Consider the following 21,816-nt stretch of genomic DNA (forward strand, 5'->3'; position numbering starts at 1 on the left):
GAACGATTAGTTGTACATTACTACTTGACAAAGATCAAAGTCATTATGAACAAAAACATCAAATCAGGTATTATATATTTATTGGTAGGCGCATTTTTCATCTATTGGGCGGAGAGCCATTCGCCTAAAAAAATAGGACAGGCCATCGGCAATGCTTTTAGTGGGTCGTACACCATGGACGAAACTTCTTATTACGTATGCTTGATCATTGGAATAGCTGCAGCTTTGTTTGGCGTACTTAAGTTAATTCGAAAGGCTTAATTTCTTAAAATTAGGTGTTGCCTAAAGCAGAAAGTATTACTGCTGATATCCCCAGCAAAATAAGCAGCAACAAGCCGGTTACAACTGTAAATCCACCAAAAAATCGTCCTTTCCATTTTTTCTTATTGGATGAGATTTTTTTGAAAGCTCAATCCCCCTCCTACCATAGAAAGACCTATCAGTATCAGCAATAATGGCGTAAAACCTGTAGAAAACCTTACGAGAGAAGCAATCACGAATAATCTAAAGGCGCCAAGGCCAAAGGATTCTAACTTTCTCTTGTGCACTGAATCATTTGGTATTTTGCCTTTTTCTAAAACCTTTGCTGGTTCAGCTTTCGCATAAACGTTGCTTTCAATCAATGATATTTTCTGGATTCAGTATAAGTTTCTTCAGCATGTTCTACCAGATTTATGGCGCTTTGAGGCACATCATGATCAACATGAGTGATGAACTCAGGTTGACCCTCTGCATCTACTTGCTCGATTAAAGTTGGACTTTGAGTTAATTGATTATTGAAATGTCTGCCATACTTTTTCCCTACACAAGACCCAAGAGCAAAAGAAAAACCAGTCTATCCCCTAAACATTTTGACAGGGTTTTGTTTTAAATCACCCCAAATTCGTCAGTCGCAATTCCTTAATCTAAATTCGATTCTGCCAATCTGTCACCACGTCAGTAGCAAAACTGTTTTGGCATAGCTGTTGTTAAAAGGCTTTACAGATTAGTAAAAGATTTTTAAGAAGATATAATTAACAAATAGATCATGGGAAAAATAATCGGAATCGATTTAGGTACTACCAACTCTTGTGTGGCTGTGATGGAGGGCAACGAGCCTGTCGTTATCCCAAATAGCGAAGGACATAGAACTACACCTTCTATCGTGGCATTCTTGGACGGTGGCAAAGGAGAAAGAAAAGTAGGTGATCCAGCCAAGAGACAGGCGATTACCAACCCACAAAATACAATTAGCTCTGTGAAGCGCTTCATGGGTAAGAAATTTGCAGAAGTTTCTGACGAAATGAAGAGTGTTTCTTATGCCGTAGAAAGCGGAAACAACGACGTGGTAAGAGTAAAAATTGGAGACAGAAATTACACACCTCAAGAATTGTCTGCAGTGATCCTTCAGAAAATGAAGTCAACCGCTGAAGACTACTTAGGTACTGAAGTGAAAGAAGCAGTAATTACTGTCCCTGCTTACTTCAACGATGCAGAAAGACAAGCCACTAAAGAAGCAGGTGCGATCGCTGGATTGGAAGTAAAAAGAATCATCAACGAGCCTACTGCTGCGGCATTGGCTTATGGATTGGACAAGAAAAACGCAGATATGAAAATCGCTGTGTATGACCTTGGTGGTGGTACATTCGACATTTCTATCTTGGAACTAGGCGATGGTGTATTCGAAGTAAAATCTACAAATGGTGATGTGCACCTTGGTGGAGATGACTTTGATTCAGTGATCATCCAATGGCTGGCCGACGAGTTTAAAAAAGACGAAGGCATTGACCTAAGAAAAGACCCAATGGCACTTCAACGTTTGAAAGAAGCTGCTGAAAAAGCAAAGATCGAATTGTCTAGCTCTACTAGCACTGAGATCAACTTGCCGTATATCATGCCTGTTGACGGCATCCCTAAGCACTTGGTGAGATCATTGTCTAGAGCGAAGTTTGAGCAATTGGCTGACGCTTTGGTAAAAAGATCAATGAAACCAGTAGAACAAGCATTGAAAGATTCTGGTCTTTCTAAGTCTGACATCGACGAAGTGATTTTGGTAGGTGGGTCTACTCGTATTCCTATCATTCAAGAAGAAGTAGAAAAATTCTTCGGCAAGAAGCCTTCTAAGGGTGTGAATCCTGACGAAGTAGTGGCTGTAGGTGCGGCAATCCAAGGGGGTGTATTGACTGGTGAAGTAAAAGATGTGTTATTACTTGACGTAACTCCTCTTTCCCTAGGTATCGAGACCATGGGTGGTGTATTGACCAAATTGATCGAAGCCAATACCACCATCCCAACTAAGAAGTCTGAGACTTTCTCTACTGCAGCTGACAACCAGCCTTCTGTAGAAATTCACGTGGTACAGGGCGAGAGACCAATGGCCAAGGACAACAGAAGCTTAGGTAGATTCCACTTGGACGGTATTCCACCAGCACCAAGAGGCATTCCTCAGATCGAAGTGACTTTCGACATTGATGCCAATGGGATCATGCACGTGACTTCTAAGGACAAAGGCACAAACAAAGAGCAGAGTATCAGAATCGAAGCTTCATCTGGATTGTCAGAAGAAGAAATCGAGAAAATGAGACAAGAAGCTGAAGCTAATGCAGAGTCTGACAAGATTGAAAAAGAGAAAATAGAAAAGCTAAATGGAGCAGATTCTATGATCTTCCAAACAGAAAAGCAGTTGAACGAATTTGGCGATAAATTGTCTGATGACAACAAAGGCAAAATCACTGCTGCACTAGAGAAGTTGAAAGAAGCACACAAAAGTGCTGATTTGGCTGCGATAGACACTGCCATGGAAGAAATGAACAAAGCATGGGAAGGTGCATCTCAAGAGATGTACGCTGCGACTCAAGGTGCGGAAGGTGGAGCTCCTGGAGCCGACGCTGGACAAGCTGGACCAGAAGCAGGTGCAGCTGACTCTGACGTGTCGGATGTAGAGTTCGAAGAAGTGGATGAAAAGAAGTAAGTTAGATGCTAGATATTAGTATCTAGATTCTAGACTTTAGATATATGAAGCCTTTCTGGGAAACCAGAGAGGCTTTTTTGTTGGTCGGGGTTTTGGGTTATTTTTGGTAGTGAAATATCGATCATAAGAGCTCAATATTCATCAATTCGACACAATCAAAATGAAAAACACTTCTAATGAAGTTGAATTAAAGGAACTTTGGGAAAAGTTATATCACAAATTTTGCATTGAATACAATAATGACTTTTCTAATCAGGATGTGGATGGGTGGTTAAGCCATTTTGTTCCAAACCAGAAAATTAATGTATATCAGTACGGAATAGATGCAACTGGTAAAAAAGGAAAAGGAAAAACAATAAAAATTTATACTGGAAGTATATTTTCATCTTTAATCAAAGGTCGTATTTCAGCAAAATTAATGGCAAAAATAGTTTTCAAAAGATTAGCCAAACAAAACTATAGTCATTCTGAAACGGAGCTACTTGGTATACAAAATAACATAAATACAAAAAGTAAGGTTAAGGCTCACTTTAGTTACAAAAGATTTAATGCCCAGGGAGAAATGTACGATTCAGGAATTGGCTTATATTCTCTATTAAAAGTTAAAAACCAATGGCTCATAAATGAAATGTCCGTTTATGATACTCATGATGAATTCAATTCACGCGTAGATTTGAGCCAAATCTGGCATCCGAGCAAGGGAATCTCATAAGGCTTAACTGTCACTAGTTCTAAGGCACATTATATGGCTCCTACAAAAACACCCCTAGCTGGCGTAAGTTTGCAACTTGTACCTTTCTTTCCCAAAAACCTCCCGTCATTGCCAGTCCAGATTTATTCCCCTAACTTTCAATACATATCAACATCCATCAACCATGAAAAATGCTGCGCCATTTTTAGCCTTTGTGCTATTGATCACTTCCTGCACCCAATCCCCAAAAGAAAACACCACCCCATCTGCTACACTGGGTGAACTCCAACATGGATTCCCTGTTTCAGCCAAGGCACGAGCTGATTTCGAACAAGGTCTTCTTCTACTTCACAGTTTTGAGTATGAAGATGCAAGAAAATCATTTGGCACAGCTGCAGCAGCTGACCCCAACGAAATGATGGCTTATTGGGGCATGGCCATGTCATACTACAAAGCACTCTGGGGACTACAAAATGTGGAAGAAGGCAGAAAAGTACTGCAAATGGTAGCAGCTACTCAAGAAGAGAGAATTGCCAAAACAGAAGAAGGCATAGAAAGAGATTTTTGGATTGGACTTGAGTTATTGTTTGGTGAAGGGGAATTGAAAGAACGGAATCAAGCTTTTGCTGATCATTTATCTCAGCTTCATAAGGCCAACCCTGACCAACAAGAAATTGCGGCTTTTTATGCCCTGTCCCTTTTATGGTCGGCACCTAGAGATGGCTCACAAGATCAAAACATCAATGCTGCCGCAATTGCACAGGGCATATTGGCAGAGAACCCTAATCACCCCGGCGCTTTGCACTATACTATCCATGCGTATGACAGTCCAAACCTCGCGATCAAAGGAATAGAAGCAGCCAATAGATATGCCAGCACTGCCCCAGATGCTGTTCATGCGCTACACATGCCGTCTCACATCTATCTCAATCGTGGCATGTGGAATGAAGTAGCTTCGTCCAATGAAAACTCTTATGGAGCGAGTGTTCGAAAAATGGAAAGACTGAATCTTGGAGACAGCGCCCGTGGATTTCATAGTTATCAATGGCTACACTATGCCTACTTGCAACAAGGAAGGTTTGGCAAGGCCACTCAACTCATGAAGGATATGTTGACTTATGCAGTGAATGCTCAAACACCATCTGCCCGTGGCTATTTAGTCAGCATGCAAAATTTTCAGGTGCTGGAAGCTGGTTCTTGGAATTTGAATCAAGCACCTTTAGTAATAGATATAGAAGACCTGAGCATAGTAAATATTGCTCAACATCACTTTTTTGTGAGCCTTATGGCAGCCGAGGAGGGTAAACTGGAAACCATACAGGAACAAATAGAAACACTTGAGGCGAAGATCGCTGCCGCCGAATTGTTGGTCACTACGGATGGCATAGCCATGTGCAGTGCGGGCTACACGCGCTATGCGCCTAACAAAAAGACTATAATGAGTGCAGAAATTATATTGAACCAGATGAAGGCTTTATTATACATCACAAAAGGCCAATCAGAGAATGCCGAAATTCAACTCAAACTAGCGGTAACTCTCGAAAGCCAACTCCCCCTACCTCAAGGGCCACCAAACATTCCACTGCCTTCGTTCGAGCAATATGGTTATTGGTTAATGACTCAAGACAGGTATGAAGAAGCCATCTTGATGTTTGATCAGGGGCTAGCTCGCACGCCACTTAGAGCCAAAGCCCTCCAAGGTAAAAAAACGGCTTATCTAGCTATGAATCAGAATGAAAAAGCTCAAGAGATTCAAGCCACTTTGGATGTTTTTAGAAATTAAAAATTTTTATTCCCTTATTTTTTTATGTATTTATTAATTTAGATATGCGACCATCCTCAATCTACTATGAATAAAATCACACTCGCTGGAGTCTCCACTTTTGTCAGCATTATTACAGCTCTACTAGTTACCTACAATACTATAAAAGTCAATCAATTCAACAATGAACTCGCGAAGCAAAAGAGTGACAGGGAGTTGAACTTCAAAATATATGAATCTGTAACTGATGCGCTTGAGTCCGAAAATGAAAAGAGAATCCTAGCCGTAAAAGTCATAGTCAGTTCAATGGCCAGTGATAATATGAAAACTGGTTTTCTAGAGATATTAAAAAGTGGAGAAGATAAAATTTACTCAAATCAAGAGGCTCAAACTTATACTAACCCCCTTGACAAACCATCAGTTAAAGCTTCAGAACAGGCGAATTATAAATTTTGGAATTATGATATATTTTGGTGTAGCACCTCAGGACTTGAAGCTGAAACGTTAGCGAGTGAGGTCAAATTCATCTTGGAGCAAAATGGTTTTAAAGGAAGAATTAGAGTTCGAATATTACCCGAGTCTGTAACCAAGCGTCCAGGCATGGGAGTTCCAGCAACTTATGAGATCAGAGTAGATGCAGGAGAAGAAATGAAGAACGCAGACAAAATAACTGAACTAATCACAAAATCTACATCAAACATTGCTGGTGATTTCAATGTATTCCAAGTCAGTCAAAAAGCCAAAATACCTGGCTATGTATCTCTATTTTTCTGTCCATAAAAAAAGGTCTTGACTGTTAAACCAAGACCTTCAACGCTTAAAAATATTTTACTTACCCGCCATACATGTAGCTAGCTTGCAACCCAAGAGGAATGCCCAATACCCAGAAGGTGACTAAAAAGATTGTCCAGAGAATCAGTAGGGCAATAGAATAAGGAATCATAACAGACACCAAGGTCCCAATGCCCGTGCCTTTGACATACTTCTGGCAGAAAACTACCACCAATGGAAAATATGGCATCAAAGGTGTGATAATATTGGTAGAAGAATCTCCTACTCTATAGGCAGCCTGAGTCAGTTCGGGTGAGTACCCCAGCTGCATCAGCATGGGCACAAAGATAGGCGCCAGCATGGCCCATTTGGCAGAAGCCGAACCTACAAATAGGTTTACAAATGCAGCCAAGAAAATTATTCCTGTAATCGTTACAGGACCCGAAAGTGCCAAACTCTTCAAGAAATTAGCCCCTTTGATCGCTAACAATGCACCCAGATTGGAAGTACCAAAAGCATAAATAAATAATGAACAGAAAAAAGCCATCACCACATAGTAAGCCATACCTCTCATAGACTCTGACATGACATCTATGACATCTTTGCTTGATTTGAACTTGCCTGCTACAATGCCATGAATAACCCCAGGCAGAAGGAAAAACAAAAAGATCAAAGGCACAATTGACTGCATGACTGGTGCCGCAAAGGAGGTCAATGATCCACTTGCATCTCTGAAAGGTGAAGTGGCGGGTAACAGAGACAAAACAAATAAGACAAATACCACAAGAGTTACTATGGTAGCGATCCAAAAACCCTTTTTCTCCTGAGCTGTGAATTCGCCCATATCAGGTGCTTTTTCCACATCCGCATCCACAGGATTATTTTTATTCAATCTAGGCTCAATGATTTTATCCGTGAGATACCATCCCACCAAAGTCACGAGAATACTGGAGGCTGCTGTAAAGTAATAATTGGCCAGTGGATTGACCTGAACGGCCTGATCTATAATCTGAGCAGCTGGCTGAGTAAACCCTTGAAGCAATGGGTCTATTGCAGAGGGCAAAGGATTGGCGCTAAAACCTCCAGAGACACCAGCAAATGCAGCAGCTATGCCTGCTAATGGATGTCGGCCTGCTGCGTAAAATATAATTCCCCCCAATGGAATAACCAGCACGTACCCAGCGTCAATAGCCGAATGAGAAACGATTCCAACAAATATTACTACAGGAGTCAATAGAAAACTGGGCGTCTTCTTAAGCATCATCTTTATGGCCGTATGGATATATCCCGAACCATCCGCTACACCCACGCCAAGCATAGCTACCAATACCACTCCCAGTGGAGCAAATCCTGTGAATATTTTCACCAGATTAGCTAGAAAAGTAGTCAGTGCAGTACCCGTTAATAAGTTTTGCACCCTGATCGGCAGGCCATCTCTGGGATTTATTTCTGTAAACTCAATGGAAGCCATCAAGGCAGACAATATCCACACGATAAATATGGATACTAAAAATAGAATAGCGGGATCTGGCAACTTGTTGCCAATGCGCTCTACATGGCCGAGTAGCTTACTTACCAGCCCATTATCATTGGATGAATTAGATGTCATTGTTTAAATATTGTTTGGTATAGATCAAATTAAAGTCAGCTTGAAATAATCATTTCAAACCTAATTACCTCATGGTAAATCATCCCAAATTAATTCAATTCTATCAATTCTCATAGAATTGACTTTCAATGCTCATATAGGGAGAATTTGGATTGCCAAAAACAAAAAAAGTCTTGACAAAATGCCAAGACCACTTTATAATTTAACGTTAGACTTAGCCCTTTCGAGCTGTGCTTACGCGACAGATATCAGTTCTATATCAAATACCAAAGCGGCAAATGGAGGAATATCCGCCCCTGCTCCTCTGTCACCGTATGCCAAATCGAATGGAATGTATAATCTCCACTTATCTCCAGGCACCATCAGCTGAAGTGCTTCAGTCCATCCTGCGATTACGCCATTGACTGGAAATGTAGCTGGCTCACCTCTTTGCACAGAACTGTCAAACACTTTTCCATCTATCAAACTTCCAGTATAGTGTGTGGTTACCTGACTCGAAGGTGTTGGTTTTGTACCCGCAGCATCTCCAGATTCCACTACCTCATATTGCAAACCACTGGCCAAAACAGTCACGCCATCTTTCTCAGCATTTACCGCTAAGAACGCCTCCCCTTTTTCTTTGGCGTCGCCGTGTGTAGCCGCCTTCAATTCACCTATTTTCTTTTGGATCACTGTGTTGATTTCTTCTACCGTCAACTCACTATGGCCAGCAAATGAATCACCCAATCCACTCATGAAGGCGTCGATTTCGAAAATTTCATTGAATCCTTCATTGGTGAAGTTAGTACCCACACTTTGTCCTAGTCCGTAACTGAATTTTTGTTCTTCAGTGTTTAATTCTGTCATTATATTGTCTTTTTATTCAGGGCGCAAAGGTAGGGGATTAATATAGGCTTTCAAACTAGGGAGAAACCACAATTCACAAAACACAAATTTTGAATCTTGAATTCGAACCTACCAATCAATCGGAAAATAATCCTTCAAAAACTTCCCACACCAATGCTCCCCTCTATTGATGCCATCAAAAACGGGATCCATCACTCTTGCAGCACCATCTACAATATCTAAGGGTGGCTGAAAGTCATGTACTTCTTCCTTGAATTTGGCGATCTGAGCTGGGTCTTCATCAGTCACCCAGCCTGTATCTACTGCATTCATATAGATACCATGTTTTGCTAATTCTCCTGCTGAAGTATGTGTGAGCATATTCAATGCTGCCTTGGCCATATTAGTGTGTGGATGGCGAGGCTCTTTTTTGAAACGATAGAATTTACCCTCCATAGCCGTCACGTTCACAATGTGCTTGATACCTGTGTTCTCTCGTTTCATCATGGTCGACAAACGATTGCAAAGCACAAAGGGCGCAATGGAATTTACCAACTGTACCTCCAGCAATTCTGGGGTTGGTACCTCTCCCAGCTTGAGTCGCCAAGAGTTGGTAGTCCGTAGATCGATTTGTTGCAAATCCACATCCAATTTCCCTTCTGGGAAAACCTCTTCGTTTTGCAAAGCTCCATCATAACTGTATGGAATCTGTGACAATTGCGCAGAAGCACGAAGTCCAAGGCCTGGCGCCTTTTCGTTCCAGGAAACAGCCAGTGAAGAGGTATCCTTTCCTGATGGACTTACCACTCCTATTCTATTCAAACAGTTGTGATGACTGGTCAATAACTGTTGCACATCAGCTGAATGTTCCTCGAAAGGCAACTGCTCCTTCTCCATCATGTGAGCATAGAATCCAGGAGGACGACGAACAGTCTGAGCAGCATTATTGATCAAGATATCCAGACGGTCATACGTCTGCTCTATGTACGTGCAAAACAACTCTACACTTGGCGTATGACGCAAATCCAACCCATGGATATGCAGTCTCTTGCTCCATTTATAATAATCCTTTTCTTTAGCAAATCGTATGGCCGAATCAGCTGGGAAACGTGTAGTCGCAATCACTGTTGCACCTGCCCTCAGCATCATCAGCGTGACATGATAACCAATCTTCAAACGGGAGCCTGTCATCAAGGCGACCTGCCCAGTCAGGTCTGCCGTTTGAAACCTTTTGGCATAGTTCAAATCACCACAAGTCTCACACATGGTATCATAGAATGGGTGCAGCTTGGTGTATTCTGCTTTGCAGACGTAGCAGTTTCTGGGAGAATTCAGCTCCTGGCCTTCCATCTCTAGTTTGGCCGCGGGTAATAAGATTTGATCAGGCGCTTCGAAAATTTTGGCTGTTCTAGCTGAGCGGATACCCGTAGCTTCTCTTGCCTGACGATCCTGTTTCCGAATTTGTGTCTTTTCCTTATTCTTAAGGTCTTTTCTACGCTTGCGCAATTCTGTTCGATCAGGACGAGAGACTTCTCCTGCCGCCTTCATCAAAGCCACACGCTGCTCCTCAGTCAAATCCACGAGTGGCTGACTATCTTCAACCAATCCCTGCAGGGTTGCTAAACAAGCTTCTAAATCTTCCTTACTGATACTTTTCTTCTCTGTTGTCATTTCGAGGCGCAAAGGTACGATATGACGGAAACAAACAGATTATTAAATCTATAAGAAAGTAAAAATCAATTGTTGTTAATGGGGTAGACCAGCTTTTCTCCTTTGAAAGTGCTGTTTAATTTACAAATTACTAAAAGCCAAAAAGCCTTTCAAAACGGTCATGATTAATAAATCTAACAATCCAAGTTTCATCAATATCCTTATCCTCCAACAACACTCCTCCATTGTACCATTTTTTAATTAAATTCCCATATTCATTCTCTTTCAGGTGTACTTCGTACAATTCGGTCTCATTTTCACTGAATATATTAATGACATAATCACGTTTCTCAATTTTTTTTGATTCATATGAGCCTAGCACAGATGGAGAAGTCCTTGATCCAGTAAAAAAAACTCCCTCCAATTCGTTTAAGTTTTTAATTTCAGTTAACCCTCCCAAATATTCATTGTTACGGTATAAGTAATGATATTCTTTTAAAACCTCCAAATCATCATTATAAATAATCTCGTCGTCGAGTCTACTATTTACTCCCCAATAGTTACTTAATATTAAGTTCTCAGCATATTCCAATTCTTTCTTGCTCTGCACACTCCCATTACGTTCTTTAATATGCCTGATAATTCGATCTTTGCTATCGTACTCATAAAAATCAACTTGAGTATCTAAAGCCTCTCCTGTAAAAAAATCTAAGGGATGTGCTATTACTTTTTTAAGCAATGCCCCACTGTATTCATACTCGACAGTCAATCTATTATCTCTATATATTGATTTTATCCTGTTGTCATTGTTATATACTAACTTCAAATATTCATCATCGGATATTATTGATACTAGATTTCCTTCTCTAGAATACCCGTATTTGGTTTCATTCTTTTCCTCTTTATCTGGATATGTCAATTTGGATATTCTACCCTCTTGATCAAACTCATAGTTTAGCCGTAATAACTGTTTCAAGTATTCTTCAGAATATCCAAGGTTTGAGCTAGAAGCATTCTCAGATGAAGTTATTATACCATTTTCATTATAAACATGTGTGTATTCATAAATAGCCCTGTGGAACTTATCACTATAATATTTCACTACTTTTGATTTCAGTAAAACACCATGGACGTCAAATTGATGTTCAACTTTATAGTCTGTTTGAAGAAAAGGTGAATTAATTAATTGAGTAAATGATTTCTCAAAATTAGATTGATTAAAAACACCCTTTTCTAAGTACGAAAGCTCATCATCACAAGAAATTAATATTAGTCCAACCATACTCATCAAAATGCATATTATTTTAGTCATATTCTTCTATTTTTTCATTTACAATAATAGGAAAATAAATTAGGTTTTAACCTTAAAAGATGTCAAAGCAGAACATGGATCAGTCTAAAGTTGGGGGCAGCATGTTTCTGAAACCTAGGCAAGCTCATACCCTCAATGTCATCCCGTGAGGGATCTCCTCAGGGTATAGCAGAAGATTTGTAAAAGCATTTGTATGCCGCCAGCAGCTAAGGAGTTTTCTCCGGTCGTTCCTCTCGACGAAATGACTTTTGGATGAAAACTCTATCCGTATTACTTTTTTCTTTGTCAATTCATGGTATGAGAAATTTTACAAGAAACTCTAACAAGATTTTTCGCTGTCACTCAAAATGACAAGGATTTGAGATCATACTCAATTCTACAATGGAATAAATGACTTGATTAAAGAGGTTACTTCAAGTAACCGCTTTAATGACTCTTTAGCTCTACCTTTGCCTCATGTCAGGAAAGATCAAAGACCAAAAAGCCATTCTAGAGAAACTCGGTATTGCTCAGCTAAATACCATGCAATTAGCTGCACAGCAAGCCATTTCAGAAAATGATGAAGTGGTACTGCTCTCTCCGACTGGCACGGGCAAAACCCTGGCGTTTTTATTGCCAATCATTGCAAACCTGGACCCAAACTTAGAAGAAGCTCAAGTGCTCATTTTAGTCCCTTCTCGTGAGTTGGCGATTCAAATTGAGCAGGTAGTAAGAGAAATGGGCAGCGGTTTTAAAGCCAATGCAGTATATGGCGGCAGGGCTGGGTCCAAGGACAAAACCGAATTGAAACATGCTCCAGCTATTTTGATTGGGACTCCTGGAAGAATTGCAGATCATTTTCGAAGAGAAACTATTTCTACAGATTATATAGATACAATAGTCTTGGATGAATTTGACAAATCACTGGAGGTGGGTTTTGAAACAGAAATGATAGAGATCATTGATGAACTCCGAACTGCCAGTAAGAAGATACTGACCTCTGCCACACAAAAGGTAGAAATCCCAGCATTTGTAGGCCTCAAAAACCCAACTCAACTGGATTTCCTTGATCAGCCCTCGAACAATCTGAGTTTAAAATTGGTGACTGCAAAGCCCAATGACAAGCTTGCCGCTCTAGTCCAACTTCTGGAACATGTTCAAAATGGCAACGGCATCATATTCTGCAACTTCAAGGACACTATCCAGGAAGTCAGTGACTATCTGATGGATCGCAAAATAGGCCATAGCTGCTTCTATGGAGGATTGGAACAACAAGATAGAGAAAGAGCTTTGATCAAGTTTAGAAATGGAACCAGTCGTTTGTTGTTGGCTACGGACTTAGCTGCCAGAGGCATAGATGTACCCGCCTTAGACTTTATTGTACATTTTCAATTGCCTCCCAAGGAAGAGGAGTTTACACACAGAAATGGGCGAACAGCTAGAATGAGTCAAAACGGCACATCCTATTTGCTCAAAAGCAAAAATGAAAAAGTACCAGATTTTGCGAAAGGTGTTGAAGAAGAAATTCTTCAAACTTCGGGTCAATTTCAAGACAGCCCCTGGTGTACACTTTTCATCTCTGGCGGACGAAAAGACAAAATATCTAAGGGTGATATTGCTGGTCTATTCATGAAACAAGGCAGTTTGACTAAAGACGAATTAGGTATGATCGAGTTGAAACAAGATTGTGCTTTTGTGGCCGTGCCTGCTTCCAAGTCGGATCAATTGATCAAGCAGCTCAACAACAGCCGCTTAAAAAAGAAGAAGGTCAGAATCAGTCTATTGAAATAACTTACAGCAAGCATGAGTGATCACGAACAAAAAAACAACCCACTACACGGTGTAAAATTGACCGACATGCTCGAAGAGTTGGTAGAAAAATGTGGATGGGAAAATCTGGGTCAAGAGGTAAATATCAATTGTTTCACCCATGACCCATCTATCAAATCCAGTTTGAAGTTTTTGCGTAGAACACCATGGGCTAGAGAGAAGGTAGAGCGCTTTTATTTGCACGTGCTCAAGCGAGGCTATAGCAGAAGAGTGAAACCCAAACGCGAGCCCGGAAAGCCCAGATATTACAAGAAAAAACCAGAATGAAAATAGCCTTAGTCACTGACCTACACGCTGAAGAAGATTTTACTACTAAAAATGGTGTATCCCCTTGGGACAATTGGAAGATCATCCTTGCCGACATCCAAGCCAAAGGAATCAAGCAAGTAGTTTTTTTGGGTGACATTGGGTCTCAAGCGGCTCATCGTCAGTTTTTTGATGCGTTAGATCAGAGCAAGTTGGACTACAAAGTCATCTTAGGCAACCATGACCATTTTGCCGAAGTGGTTCAATCCTACAAACCAGCCACCATTAACGATCGAGAGGAATGGTACTGGAGTGAAGAAAACGAAAGGTTCAAGTCGATCTATCTGGATACTTCTACCGAAATGATCAGTCAGTTGCAACTGGATTGGCTAAAAGCAGAAGTACAAACTGAAAAGCCAATTTTGCTTTTCATCCACCACCCTATCCTGCAAACCCATACCACTCCACAGCTCGAATTTCCTTTAGCAGGAGCTGATCAAGTCAAACAGGTTTTACTCACTCATAATCGGCCTGTGCACGTATACTGTGGGCACTTACATTTGGATGATTATACGACAGAAGACAACATCAGCCAAACCGTCACGCCTTCTGCCAGTATCCAAATCAAAAGACACTCCAAAAAAGCGGAAGTAGAAAACATTGGCTTTGCATACCGCATATTAGATTTTAGTGAAAATAAGTTGTGTTCAGAAGTTATTTGGTTTGACAGGGATCAATAATATTTTGTAAAATTGATTGCACAGTAGCGCAAATTTAGTTGTACTCCCTTGCCAAACATGACTTGCTAGATTCCCTGAAATGCGGCTGCCTTTATTTCTTGGTTTGTTTTTGAAATTCCGTACTTTTTCGCGACCTCCCGCCACTGGACAACAGCGTTTTTTACTCGCTCAATAATCCGAACAGCTTCTTTTTTGTCTAGTCGGAAAAATTCGTGTACTTCAAAAGCAAGCGCTAGATCCAGCGAATTATCATTGTCAGAAATATTTAGTTTCAGACCACTACCACTTTCATTAGGATTGATGTCGTAAGCTGGAGACAAGCGCCATCCTTGATCGGACAGTAAGAAACCATGGTTTCTTAGGTGATCATCAGTATTGGAAACACAGATACTGAAAACAATCCTCCTCCAAAGTTCGTGAAGATCCTCCTTCACATGCGCACCGTGACTGATGATGAAATCAACAAGCTCCAGATAGCTGACTCCAGCAGCCGCATCAGCACCATCTGTATAGCCTAATTGTGTCATCGCGGAAGTGAAGTGAATGCGTTTACCATTAGCTGTTCGATCAAATCTTTTGGTCAAAAAGGTATGATGATCACTAGAAAATTTCTTGGCCTGACATTCGGCCATATCTATTCCAGCCTTAAGGGCCAATTCATAGGTGACCATTTCCCATGCACCAATATTTCCGTCATCACTTTTGCTGGGAAACTTGGCTATCCAAAGGTGATTGGCAGTATCCAGCACACTTGCTTTTGGCCTTGCGCCTCCAAGAGACGACCCAGGATTAACGAGCATATTCAGCCATTTGAAATATTCAGGATCGTCAATGACATCTTCTTCTTCCAATTTAAGGCTTATTTGCTCTAGCTCACGGATGGAAGTCCAAGGGGGACTTGCCTGGCGTTCGTCATCATTTAAGAACGTCCCATCTGGATCAAGTTTAAATCTTAGCCCGCCCATACGATGTCCATCGTGTACGCCCAATAAGTAATCCGTTTCAAAAAGTTTAATTGCTTTTCGCTGTTCCAATCTGGCCTTTGCTGCTTCTCTCCGTTGCATGAGTACCCTTCCCCATCGATCTGGTGAAGAATCGAGGAACAAACCAAAGTTGAATTTATCCTCATTATTGAGGTATTGTGGGCCAGAGTAAAGTTGTAGATCAGGATCCAATACGTGAACAAATTTGGATGCCAACCAGTCTTTATCGTATTCAAATGAAAAGATTTCTTTTCCTCTTAGTTGCTCTGATGTCAATATGCCCATCAGCATGGGGCTTTCCATTTCTTGCCAATCTGCATAAACATATATTTCTCTTCCTGCCATTGCTATTTCTTCTTTGGTGCCCGGACTTTTGTCGACAGACCAGCATCCTGTAATTTCCTTCCTAGCACATCATCTTTTGCCAGCAGTAAAAAATCCTTTTCAAGACCTAGTACTTTTAGTACATTGAGATAGTGCCCTATACCGACTGACGGCTTCCCTTGCTCAATGGAAATCAAGGTACTTCTTCCAATACCTGCACGTTCGGCTACCCTTTCACCACTCAACTTTCGTCTGAGTCTTGCTAGCTTTATTTGTTCACCTACGATTTCAATAATTTGGCTTGTCTTAGGTAGCAATATTGCACGTCGTTTATCCATAATGTTTATTATAATAATCAAATATAAATATTTTTGTATTATATAATAAACATTATAAACTTAAAATGAATGAGTTTGTAATTCCTCACCTATCCATATCCAATTAAAAATAGGGGCATCTAAACTTATTCGAGTCCTGAAGTGATCTGGTTTGATACTGCCCCTAAATGACCCTCTGCTGTGACCATGAGTTGTGATCATCATCTGATTTTCCTATTTTACATCCCGTCTGGTCAGCAGCCAGACAGCAGCCCTTCTGAGAGAGATTACTTATTGAATCAAAATTGAAAGATAAATATACGCCATGGTGTATATGTATGTTGGCGTTCATTTAATGACCGATGAAATTACTAACGATAATAAAAAATAAATTTAATGCATATCAAGATGACCCAATTCTTGGAATTTGGCATTTAATAACACTTGTTTTTTCAATAATCGGAATAGCAGAGTCGATTGAGTGGATTATAAATACGGAATACGAAATATACATTGCGAGTGCCTTAATTATTGTTTTCGCAACTTTAATAATATTATTTTTTTTACGCCCTAGGGCAATGAAATATTTTGAAGTTACTAGAAAGAAAAAAAATATTGTTTTAGAGCAGGAAAATAAAATGATAATTTTCAAAAATGGCACTTCAAAATATTCGTTATCCCAGAAAATGATTTTTGAGAAAGACCCTGAACCGGATGACTTTACTATCAAAATGCAATCAAGTGAAGGCGAATCATTCGAATCAATGAATCTAGAATTAAATGGAACTGTAACTAATGTAGAAAAACAAAAAAATGGTATAATTAAAGTTACATTTAAGCCTGATGAAGACGTAAAAAAATACCAAGTTTGGGACTTCAAATATTCTTATACACCAAACTATAAATTTGATAAGGATAATTATTGCGACAGCATAAGAGTACCAATAGCATATAAAATTGGGTTTCAAAAATGTGTTTTATACACTGAAATACCTATAGAAAAAGTTATTTGTTTTAAAGAACCGACCAATATCCCATCTAATAACTGGGAAGAACTAAATTATTATGGCTTAAAAACGAAGTCATATAATTCACCTTCACCTTACAATGTTTCGGAAAATGGATTTGAATGGGAAATTGATAATCCGAAAATTGGCGATGTTTATAATTGTACTTTCTTCTATGACAAGGGAGAAAAGAAGTTTTTGAAAAAGAAAAAAAGGAAAATAAAAAGAGTACGATTATTTAGAAACCTAAAATATTCATCAATAATATTAGCAATAATGACTGTGGTATATCTTGTTTTGAGATATCTGTTAATAAAATAAAAACGAAACCCCCAATCGGGCGCGTTTAGCGACAGCGTAACGCGTGCGGTGCCTGCAACCACCATGAAAAAATTTTCTAAAATTACGCTACCCTACCAACCATTCTACCCATGTCCGAAAAGTACAAATTCCACGATCCAGAAGGTTTATACTTTACTACATCTACTGTCGTTCATTGGATTGGCGACTAGCCAGCGTGGTCATTAAAAAAATCTATTCTCCCCTTTCCTAACCGTTTGGTGATACTTATACCTACCTTTGCGGCTTAGAGAAATGCCAAAAGTGCATTTCAGCACTTTATAGCATTATATGACATTCGAAGAATTGCCCCTCATTGCGCCTATACTCAAGGCGCTTAAAGATAAAAACTACACAGAACCTACTGCCATACAAGCCAAAGCCATACCCTTGGTATTGGACAGAAATGATGTCCTAGGTTCTGCCCAAACCGGAACAGGAAAAACGGCAGCTTTTGCCATTCCGATCATTCAGCGCATACATGAAATGGAAGGCGGAAATGGCGGTAAGCCACAGTTGCTTTCTTTGATCGTAACACCTACCAGAGAATTGGCCATACAGATTGATGAAAACATCAGACTGTACAGCAAATACACCAACTTGAAGCATACTGTGATATTTGGTGGAGTAAAGCAAGGCTCTCAAGTAGACAAACTCAAAAGAGGCGTGCACGTGCTCGTCGCCACACCTGGCCGTCTACTAGACTTGATCAGCCAAGGACATATCTCCTTGAATCAGATCAAAATATTCGTGCTCGACGAGGCTGATCGAATGCTAGACATGGGGTTTGTCAATGATGTGAAGAAGCTACTGACTTATTTACCCAAGCAACGTCAGTCATTATTCTTCTCAGCCACCATGCCCACCAGCATTCTCAAATTGGCCAATGAGATACTGACTAACCCAAAGAAAATAGAGGTGAATCCAGTCTCGTCTACTGCCGAAACCATTCAGCAGTATCTCTATTATACCAATAGGGAGTCCAAAAAGAAACTCCTGCTCCATATCCTAAAGGATGATAAAATGGATCAAGTGTTGATCTTTGGAAGAACCAAACATGGCGCTGACAGAATAGCCAGAGACTTACACAAATACAAAATCAAATCAGCTGCCATACACGGCGACAAGGCCCAAAACCAAAGACAGAAAGCCTTGAAAGATTTCAAAGCTGGAAAAATCAGGGTGCTGGTAGCCACAGACATTGCCGCACGTGGGATCGACATTGATAAACTAAAGTACGTCATCAATTATGATGTGCCTGGTGAAGCCGAAACTTACGTACATAGAATCGGCCGTTCTGGTCGTGCAGGTGAGGCGGGTGTTGCTATTTCGATTTCAGAGCCAGAAGAAAACACAAATGTGAAGGCCATAGAAAAGCTCACAAAGCAGACCATCAAAGTCATCAAGGACCATCCATTCCCGCAAACAGAGAAGCCCATGACAGAGGCAGAAAAGAAGGAATGGAACAAAGAAAAACAACGTCGCAAGCAAGAGTTTTTTGCAAATAGGAAGAAGTCTGGTGGTGGCCGCAGAAGGTAGGCGACTCAAAAAAACAGTAGCTTTGCAGTGTTCTAGTAATGTTTTTATATGTCATTTCGAACCTTTTATAATACAGTACTTAATTCGTCGAGAGATTCGAATACTGACCTTCCTTTCCCAATAAAAGTAGTTCACTTCAAAAAAGGCGAGATCGTTACAAAATATGACCAACTTGAGAATCTGGTTTATTTCATTAATGAAGGAATGGTCGAAATGACAATCAGGAGCTACGTGACTGAAAAAATTATTGATTTTTTTTTCGAAAACGAAATGGTTTGTGGATTCACCTCGTTTTTGACCCAACAACCTACAGATGTGCAGATAAAAGCTTTGATAGACTGCAAAATGGAAATGATCAAACGCGAAGACTTAATGAGTGCTTATAAACATTCGTTGGAGGCCAATCAGTTTGGTAGAATCTTAACTGAACAAGGTTATATCAGAAAGTCTAACCGTGAAAAAGAGCTACTCACAAAAACGGCTGAAGAAAAATATGCCGAGATGTTTGCCACACATTCACAATACATTTCGCAAATACCTGTCAACAAAATCGCCAAATATCTTGGTATACATCCCGAAAGTTTGAGTAGAATCAGGAAGAAGCTAAATTCCTAACATAGATCAAGTCCTTTTTTTAGCAAAAAAAATTTCATACCGCTTCTTTTGTGTTCTCAAAATAAAAACAAAAGATTATGGAAAACCATTTTTCACAATTTGCCAAACCAGTAGACTTTCTATTGAACCCAAAGCTCCATGTATGTACGCGGAGTTTATGTCATAATGATTATCTGAAACGAGATATTTCTATGTTTTCTGTTCAAAAACTATTTCCAAATAATTTTTAAAGTGTTTCAGCTGCTTGGCTGAAATTTCCTTGCGATTAATAGCTTTTGAAACGATAAATGAACCTTCCAAAATCACTACAAAATGATCAGCTAATGATTTTGTGTCAATTTCCATTTTCGTTGTATGACTTTTTAGTACTTCCGTTAGCATTTGATTGAAGACTCCTCTCCACATCAAAATAGATTCTGAAATGTACTTCTTTATGTCATCATTAAAATGGCTCGGTTCGTAGCTATAAGAAGCATATAAACAGCCAGGGATTTCTTCCAATTCAGTTAAGAGATCAATAAACCACTGCACGAAATGAAGTAATCGATCAAAAGGGTTGCTAATGTAAGCTTCCGTATCTTTTAATGCATGCGCTAACTCTGCCTTATCATTTTCAATATACTCTTCAATCAAGGCCTTTGCCAAATCTGATTTAGACTTGAAGTGATAAAAAAAGGCACCTTTAGTAATCCCAGTCTTTCCTAGAATTTGGTCAATCGTTGTACCAGCGAAACCATTTTGTAGCACCAGGTTCTTTGATTCGGTTAATATCTTGGCTCGTGTTGGTTTACCATCTCTTCCCATTTGGCTAATATAATAATGTTAACAGACTAGTTGGTACAATTTAAAATACAATTATATTTGTACCAACTAGTCTGTTTAATTAAACTCAAAATAATTACGATTATGCAAGAACTATTTTCAAAATTTCCGACACCTTATCAAATACTTACTGATCCGGTCTCCATTTCTGTTTACCTGATAATTAGTGGATTGTTTTTATATGAAGCTATATTTCCAGCTCGACCATTACCAAGTATGAAATACTGGAGGATCAGAGGTCTCCTTTTTTTCCTAGTATTCATTTTGTTTACCTCCTATGCGCCTTTGCTGTGGGATGATTTTCTTTCTTCCTATCAATTGATCGACCTGAGTCACCTCAACCTGTGGATTCAAACATTTATGGCCATCTTTTTATTCGAACTGGTGCAGTACGGGTGGCACATTAGTATGCACAAATCCAATTTCTTTTTTAGGGTCTCTCATCAATTGCATCACAGTGTCGAGCGCCTGGATGTTTCGAGTGCATTCATGTTCAGTTTCAATGATATGATTGGTTTGTCTCTAATCAGTTCTCTCTGTTTCTCACTCATCATGGGACTATCTCCACAGGCAATTACCAATATGATTTTTTTCACTACTTTTTTAGGTGTTTTTCAACATGCCAATATCCATACACCACAATGGTTAGGCTATATCATTCAAAGACCAGAAAGTCATACGGTACACCATGCTAGAGGCATCCATGCGTACAATTATACAGATCTACCAATCATAGATATTTTGTTCGGCACATTCAAAAATCCAAAAACTTTTGAGCATCAGACTGGATACTATGACGATGCCTCAAGTAGGATACTAGATATGCTTAGAGGAAAAGATGTAACCAAACCTTCTCAGCCATGACCTACGAATTCGAACTCAATTATTTCAGAGGGCCGCTTAATGCCTGGATTTTTAAGGCATTAAGCAGTTATATGAATCGACTATTTGGTGACTCTAAAAGAAAACTTTTTGAGGGCCATCCGTCTACAGTAGTAGAAATAGGACCTGGTGCTGGGGCAAATATGAGGTACTATAGTAAAGGCACCAATCTCATAGCTATTGAGCCCAATTTGCACATGCACGAAAATCTTCACAAAAGTGCTTACCAATATGGCATTAATTTGAAGATCAGATCATTGGTGGGTGAAGCTATTGATCTACCTGATAATTCTTACGAGTTTGTAGTATCCACATTGGTACTCTGTAGCGTCCATGATCCTGAGATGGTTTTACAACAAATCAAACGCATACTAAAACCTGACGGCAAATTTGTATTTATTGAACATGTAAAGGCAAAAGAGAATACATTCTTGGCCTGGTTTCAACGACTCATACACAAACCTTGGCATTGGTTCTTCGAAGGATGCCACACGAACAGGGACACAGCCTCCATACTTCAATCCATTGGTTTTAGTAGTCTCACTATTGAAAACTACAACCAATATTCTCCGTTTGTAGCAATTATCCCTCAGATCAGAGGAAGAGCCATTAAATGAAATTGA

At 39.8% G+C, this 21,816-nt stretch carries 21 protein-coding genes; 13 read left to right on the forward strand and 8 right to left on the reverse strand.

Going from position 1 to position 21,816, the window contains the following annotated elements:
* Nucleotides 1-45: 45 nt before the first annotated feature.
* Nucleotides 46-261, forward strand: a complete 216-nt coding sequence (locus tag B9A58_RS02820; protein ID WP_176214658.1) for a DUF3185 family protein — start codon at nucleotides 46-48, stop codon at nucleotides 259-261.
* Nucleotides 262-383: 122 nt separating this feature from the next.
* On the opposite strand, the gene B9A58_RS02825 is transcribed toward B9A58_RS02820, so the two are convergent.
* Nucleotides 384-623 (reverse strand): hypothetical protein, encoded by a 240-nt coding sequence (locus tag B9A58_RS02825; protein ID WP_084370905.1) that lies wholly within the window; start codon nucleotides 621-623, stop codon nucleotides 384-386.
* A gap of 404 nt (nucleotides 624-1,027) precedes the next feature.
* On the opposite strand from B9A58_RS02825, the gene dnaK reads away from it, so the two are divergent.
* The 4 genes from dnaK to B9A58_RS02845 all read left to right on the forward strand — a co-directional run bounded on the left by dnaK (nucleotide 1,028) and on the right by B9A58_RS02845 (nucleotide 6,183).
* The gene (gene dnaK, locus B9A58_RS02830) at nucleotides 1,028-2,950 is read left to right on the forward strand and encodes a molecular chaperone DnaK (protein ID WP_084370906.1); all 1,923 of its coding nucleotides are present in this window, start codon (nucleotides 1,028-1,030) and stop codon (nucleotides 2,948-2,950) included.
* Between the two features lie 160 nt (nucleotides 2,951-3,110).
* Nucleotides 3,111-3,662, forward strand: coding sequence for a hypothetical protein (locus B9A58_RS02835; protein ID WP_084370907.1), 552 nt, complete (start codon nucleotides 3,111-3,113; stop codon nucleotides 3,660-3,662).
* Between the two features lie 163 nt (nucleotides 3,663-3,825).
* The gene (locus tag B9A58_RS02840; RefSeq protein WP_084370908.1) at nucleotides 3,826-5,424 is read left to right on the forward strand and encodes a tetratricopeptide repeat protein; all 1,599 of its coding nucleotides are present in this window, start codon (nucleotides 3,826-3,828) and stop codon (nucleotides 5,422-5,424) included.
* Between the two features lie 66 nt (nucleotides 5,425-5,490).
* Complete coding sequence (locus B9A58_RS02845; RefSeq protein WP_084370909.1) at nucleotides 5,491-6,183, forward strand: hypothetical protein; 693 nt, start codon at nucleotides 5,491-5,493, stop codon at nucleotides 6,181-6,183.
* 52 nt (nucleotides 6,184-6,235) lie between these two features.
* On the opposite strand, the gene B9A58_RS02850 is transcribed toward B9A58_RS02845, so the two are convergent.
* The 4 genes from B9A58_RS02850 to B9A58_RS02865 form a co-directional block, all read right to left on the reverse strand.
* Nucleotides 6,236-7,783, reverse strand: a complete 1,548-nt coding sequence (locus B9A58_RS02850; RefSeq protein WP_084370910.1) for an AbgT family transporter — start codon at nucleotides 7,781-7,783, stop codon at nucleotides 6,236-6,238.
* Nucleotides 7,784-8,017: 234 nt separating this feature from the next.
* Complete coding sequence (locus tag B9A58_RS02855; protein WP_084370911.1) at nucleotides 8,018-8,629, reverse strand: BamJ family beta-barrel-assembly machinery protein; 612 nt, start codon at nucleotides 8,627-8,629, stop codon at nucleotides 8,018-8,020.
* A 108-nt stretch (nucleotides 8,630-8,737) separates the two neighbouring features.
* The gene (locus tag B9A58_RS02860; RefSeq protein WP_084370912.1) at nucleotides 8,738-10,279 is read right to left on the reverse strand and encodes an SDR family NAD(P)-dependent oxidoreductase; all 1,542 of its coding nucleotides are present in this window, start codon (nucleotides 10,277-10,279) and stop codon (nucleotides 8,738-8,740) included.
* Between the two features lie 130 nt (nucleotides 10,280-10,409).
* The gene (locus tag B9A58_RS02865) at nucleotides 10,410-11,570 is read right to left on the reverse strand and encodes a hypothetical protein (protein ID WP_139793717.1); all 1,161 of its coding nucleotides are present in this window, start codon (nucleotides 11,568-11,570) and stop codon (nucleotides 10,410-10,412) included.
* Nucleotides 11,571-12,026: 456 nt separating this feature from the next.
* On the opposite strand from B9A58_RS02865, the gene B9A58_RS02870 reads away from it, so the two are divergent.
* The 3 genes from B9A58_RS02870 to B9A58_RS02880 are packed head-to-tail and all read left to right on the forward strand — an operon-like array spanning nucleotide 12,027 to nucleotide 14,365.
* Entirely contained in the window at nucleotides 12,027-13,340 is a 1,314-nt protein-coding gene (locus B9A58_RS02870) for a DEAD/DEAH box helicase (RefSeq protein ID WP_084370914.1), read from the forward strand.
* A 12-nt stretch (nucleotides 13,341-13,352) separates the two neighbouring features.
* Entirely contained in the window at nucleotides 13,353-13,646 is a 294-nt protein-coding gene (locus tag B9A58_RS02875) for a VF530 family protein (RefSeq protein ID WP_084370915.1), read from the forward strand.
* Nucleotides 13,643-14,365, forward strand: coding sequence for a metallophosphoesterase family protein (locus B9A58_RS02880; RefSeq protein WP_084370916.1), 723 nt, complete (start codon nucleotides 13,643-13,645; stop codon nucleotides 14,363-14,365). Before B9A58_RS02875 ends, B9A58_RS02880 begins: the two co-directional genes overlap by 4 nt.
* 65 nt (nucleotides 14,366-14,430) lie before the next feature.
* On the opposite strand, the gene B9A58_RS02885 is transcribed toward B9A58_RS02880, so the two are convergent.
* Nucleotides 14,431-15,693, reverse strand: coding sequence for a type II toxin-antitoxin system HipA family toxin (locus B9A58_RS02885; RefSeq protein ID WP_084370917.1), 1,263 nt, complete (start codon nucleotides 15,691-15,693; stop codon nucleotides 14,431-14,433).
* Nucleotides 15,694-15,695: 2 nt separating this feature from the next.
* The gene (locus tag B9A58_RS02890) at nucleotides 15,696-16,010 is read right to left on the reverse strand and encodes a helix-turn-helix domain-containing protein (RefSeq protein ID WP_084370918.1); all 315 of its coding nucleotides are present in this window, start codon (nucleotides 16,008-16,010) and stop codon (nucleotides 15,696-15,698) included.
* Nucleotides 16,011-16,351: 341 nt separating this feature from the next.
* Here B9A58_RS02890 and B9A58_RS02895 point away from each other — a divergent pair, with 341 nt between their 5' ends.
* The 3 genes from B9A58_RS02895 to B9A58_RS02905 all read left to right on the forward strand — a co-directional run bounded on the left by B9A58_RS02895 (nucleotide 16,352) and on the right by B9A58_RS02905 (nucleotide 19,489).
* Nucleotides 16,352-17,317, forward strand: coding sequence for a hypothetical protein (locus tag B9A58_RS02895; protein WP_084370919.1), 966 nt, complete (start codon nucleotides 16,352-16,354; stop codon nucleotides 17,315-17,317).
* 309 nt (nucleotides 17,318-17,626) lie between these two features.
* On the forward strand, nucleotides 17,627-18,874 hold the full coding sequence (locus tag B9A58_RS02900; protein ID WP_084370920.1) for a DEAD/DEAH box helicase: 1,248 nt from the start codon (nucleotides 17,627-17,629) through the stop codon (nucleotides 18,872-18,874).
* Between the two features lie 48 nt (nucleotides 18,875-18,922).
* Complete coding sequence (locus tag B9A58_RS02905; RefSeq protein ID WP_084370921.1) at nucleotides 18,923-19,489, forward strand: Crp/Fnr family transcriptional regulator; 567 nt, start codon at nucleotides 18,923-18,925, stop codon at nucleotides 19,487-19,489.
* Between the two features lie 189 nt (nucleotides 19,490-19,678).
* On the opposite strand, the gene B9A58_RS02910 is transcribed toward B9A58_RS02905, so the two are convergent.
* A complete protein-coding gene (locus tag B9A58_RS02910) occupies nucleotides 19,679-20,293 on the reverse strand; it encodes a TetR/AcrR family transcriptional regulator (protein ID WP_084370922.1) in 615 nt (204 codons plus the stop codon).
* Between the two features lie 102 nt (nucleotides 20,294-20,395).
* On the opposite strand from B9A58_RS02910, the gene B9A58_RS02915 reads away from it, so the two are divergent.
* Together B9A58_RS02915 and B9A58_RS02920 are read left to right on the forward strand one after the other, a co-directional pair.
* Nucleotides 20,396-21,175, forward strand: coding sequence for a sterol desaturase family protein (locus B9A58_RS02915; protein WP_084370923.1), 780 nt, complete (start codon nucleotides 20,396-20,398; stop codon nucleotides 21,173-21,175).
* Entirely contained in the window at nucleotides 21,172-21,810 is a 639-nt protein-coding gene (locus tag B9A58_RS02920) for a class I SAM-dependent methyltransferase (RefSeq protein ID WP_084370924.1), read from the forward strand. Before B9A58_RS02915 ends, B9A58_RS02920 begins: the two co-directional genes overlap by 4 nt.
* The last annotated feature ends 6 nt before the right edge of the window (nucleotides 21,811-21,816 follow it).

The organism is Reichenbachiella faecimaris, from assembly GCF_900176375.1.
Taxonomy (GTDB): Bacteria; Bacteroidota; Bacteroidia; order Cytophagales; family Cyclobacteriaceae; genus Reichenbachiella; species Reichenbachiella faecimaris.

Excerpts from the sequence above, each read along its gene's own strand:
- B9A58_RS02880 (WP_084370916.1), top strand. The coding sequence starts at position 13,643 with ATGAAAATAGCCTTAGTCACTGACCTACACGCTGAAGAAGATTTTACT.
- B9A58_RS02895 (WP_084370919.1), top strand. The coding sequence starts at position 16,352 with ATGAAATTACTAACGATAATAAAAAATAAATTTAATGCATATCAAGAT.
- dnaK (WP_084370906.1), top strand. The coding sequence starts at position 1,028 with ATGGGAAAAATAATCGGAATCGATTTAGGTACTACCAACTCTTGTGTG.
- B9A58_RS02900 (WP_084370920.1), top strand. The coding sequence starts at position 17,627 with ATGACATTCGAAGAATTGCCCCTCATTGCGCCTATACTCAAGGCGCTT.
- B9A58_RS02855 (WP_084370911.1), bottom strand. The coding sequence starts at position 8,629 with ATGACAGAATTAAACACTGAAGAACAAAAATTCAGTTACGGACTAGGA.
- B9A58_RS02915 (WP_084370923.1), top strand. The coding sequence starts at position 20,396 with ATGCAAGAACTATTTTCAAAATTTCCGACACCTTATCAAATACTTACT.
- B9A58_RS02845 (WP_084370909.1), top strand. The coding sequence starts at position 5,491 with ATGAATAAAATCACACTCGCTGGAGTCTCCACTTTTGTCAGCATTATT.
- B9A58_RS02860 (WP_084370912.1), bottom strand. The coding sequence starts at position 10,279 with ATGACAACAGAGAAGAAAAGTATCAGTAAGGAAGATTTAGAAGCTTGT.
- B9A58_RS02875 (WP_084370915.1), top strand. The coding sequence starts at position 13,353 with ATGAGTGATCACGAACAAAAAAACAACCCACTACACGGTGTAAAATTG.
- B9A58_RS02910 (WP_084370922.1), bottom strand. The coding sequence starts at position 20,293 with ATGGGAAGAGATGGTAAACCAACACGAGCCAAGATATTAACCGAATCA.
- B9A58_RS02885 (WP_084370917.1), bottom strand. The coding sequence starts at position 15,693 with ATGGCAGGAAGAGAAATATATGTTTATGCAGATTGGCAAGAAATGGAA.
- B9A58_RS02820 (WP_176214658.1), top strand. The coding sequence starts at position 46 with ATGAACAAAAACATCAAATCAGGTATTATATATTTATTGGTAGGCGCA.
- B9A58_RS02920 (WP_084370924.1), top strand. The coding sequence starts at position 21,172 with ATGACCTACGAATTCGAACTCAATTATTTCAGAGGGCCGCTTAATGCC.
- B9A58_RS02890 (WP_084370918.1), bottom strand. The coding sequence starts at position 16,010 with ATGGATAAACGACGTGCAATATTGCTACCTAAGACAAGCCAAATTATT.
- B9A58_RS02850 (WP_084370910.1), bottom strand. The coding sequence starts at position 7,783 with ATGACATCTAATTCATCCAATGATAATGGGCTGGTAAGTAAGCTACTC.
- B9A58_RS02840 (WP_084370908.1), top strand. The coding sequence starts at position 3,826 with ATGAAAAATGCTGCGCCATTTTTAGCCTTTGTGCTATTGATCACTTCC.
- B9A58_RS02870 (WP_084370914.1), top strand. The coding sequence starts at position 12,027 with ATGTCAGGAAAGATCAAAGACCAAAAAGCCATTCTAGAGAAACTCGGT.
- B9A58_RS02835 (WP_084370907.1), top strand. The coding sequence starts at position 3,111 with ATGAAAAACACTTCTAATGAAGTTGAATTAAAGGAACTTTGGGAAAAG.
- B9A58_RS02905 (WP_084370921.1), top strand. The coding sequence starts at position 18,923 with ATGTCATTTCGAACCTTTTATAATACAGTACTTAATTCGTCGAGAGAT.
- B9A58_RS02865 (WP_139793717.1), bottom strand. The coding sequence starts at position 11,570 with ATGACTAAAATAATATGCATTTTGATGAGTATGGTTGGACTAATATTA.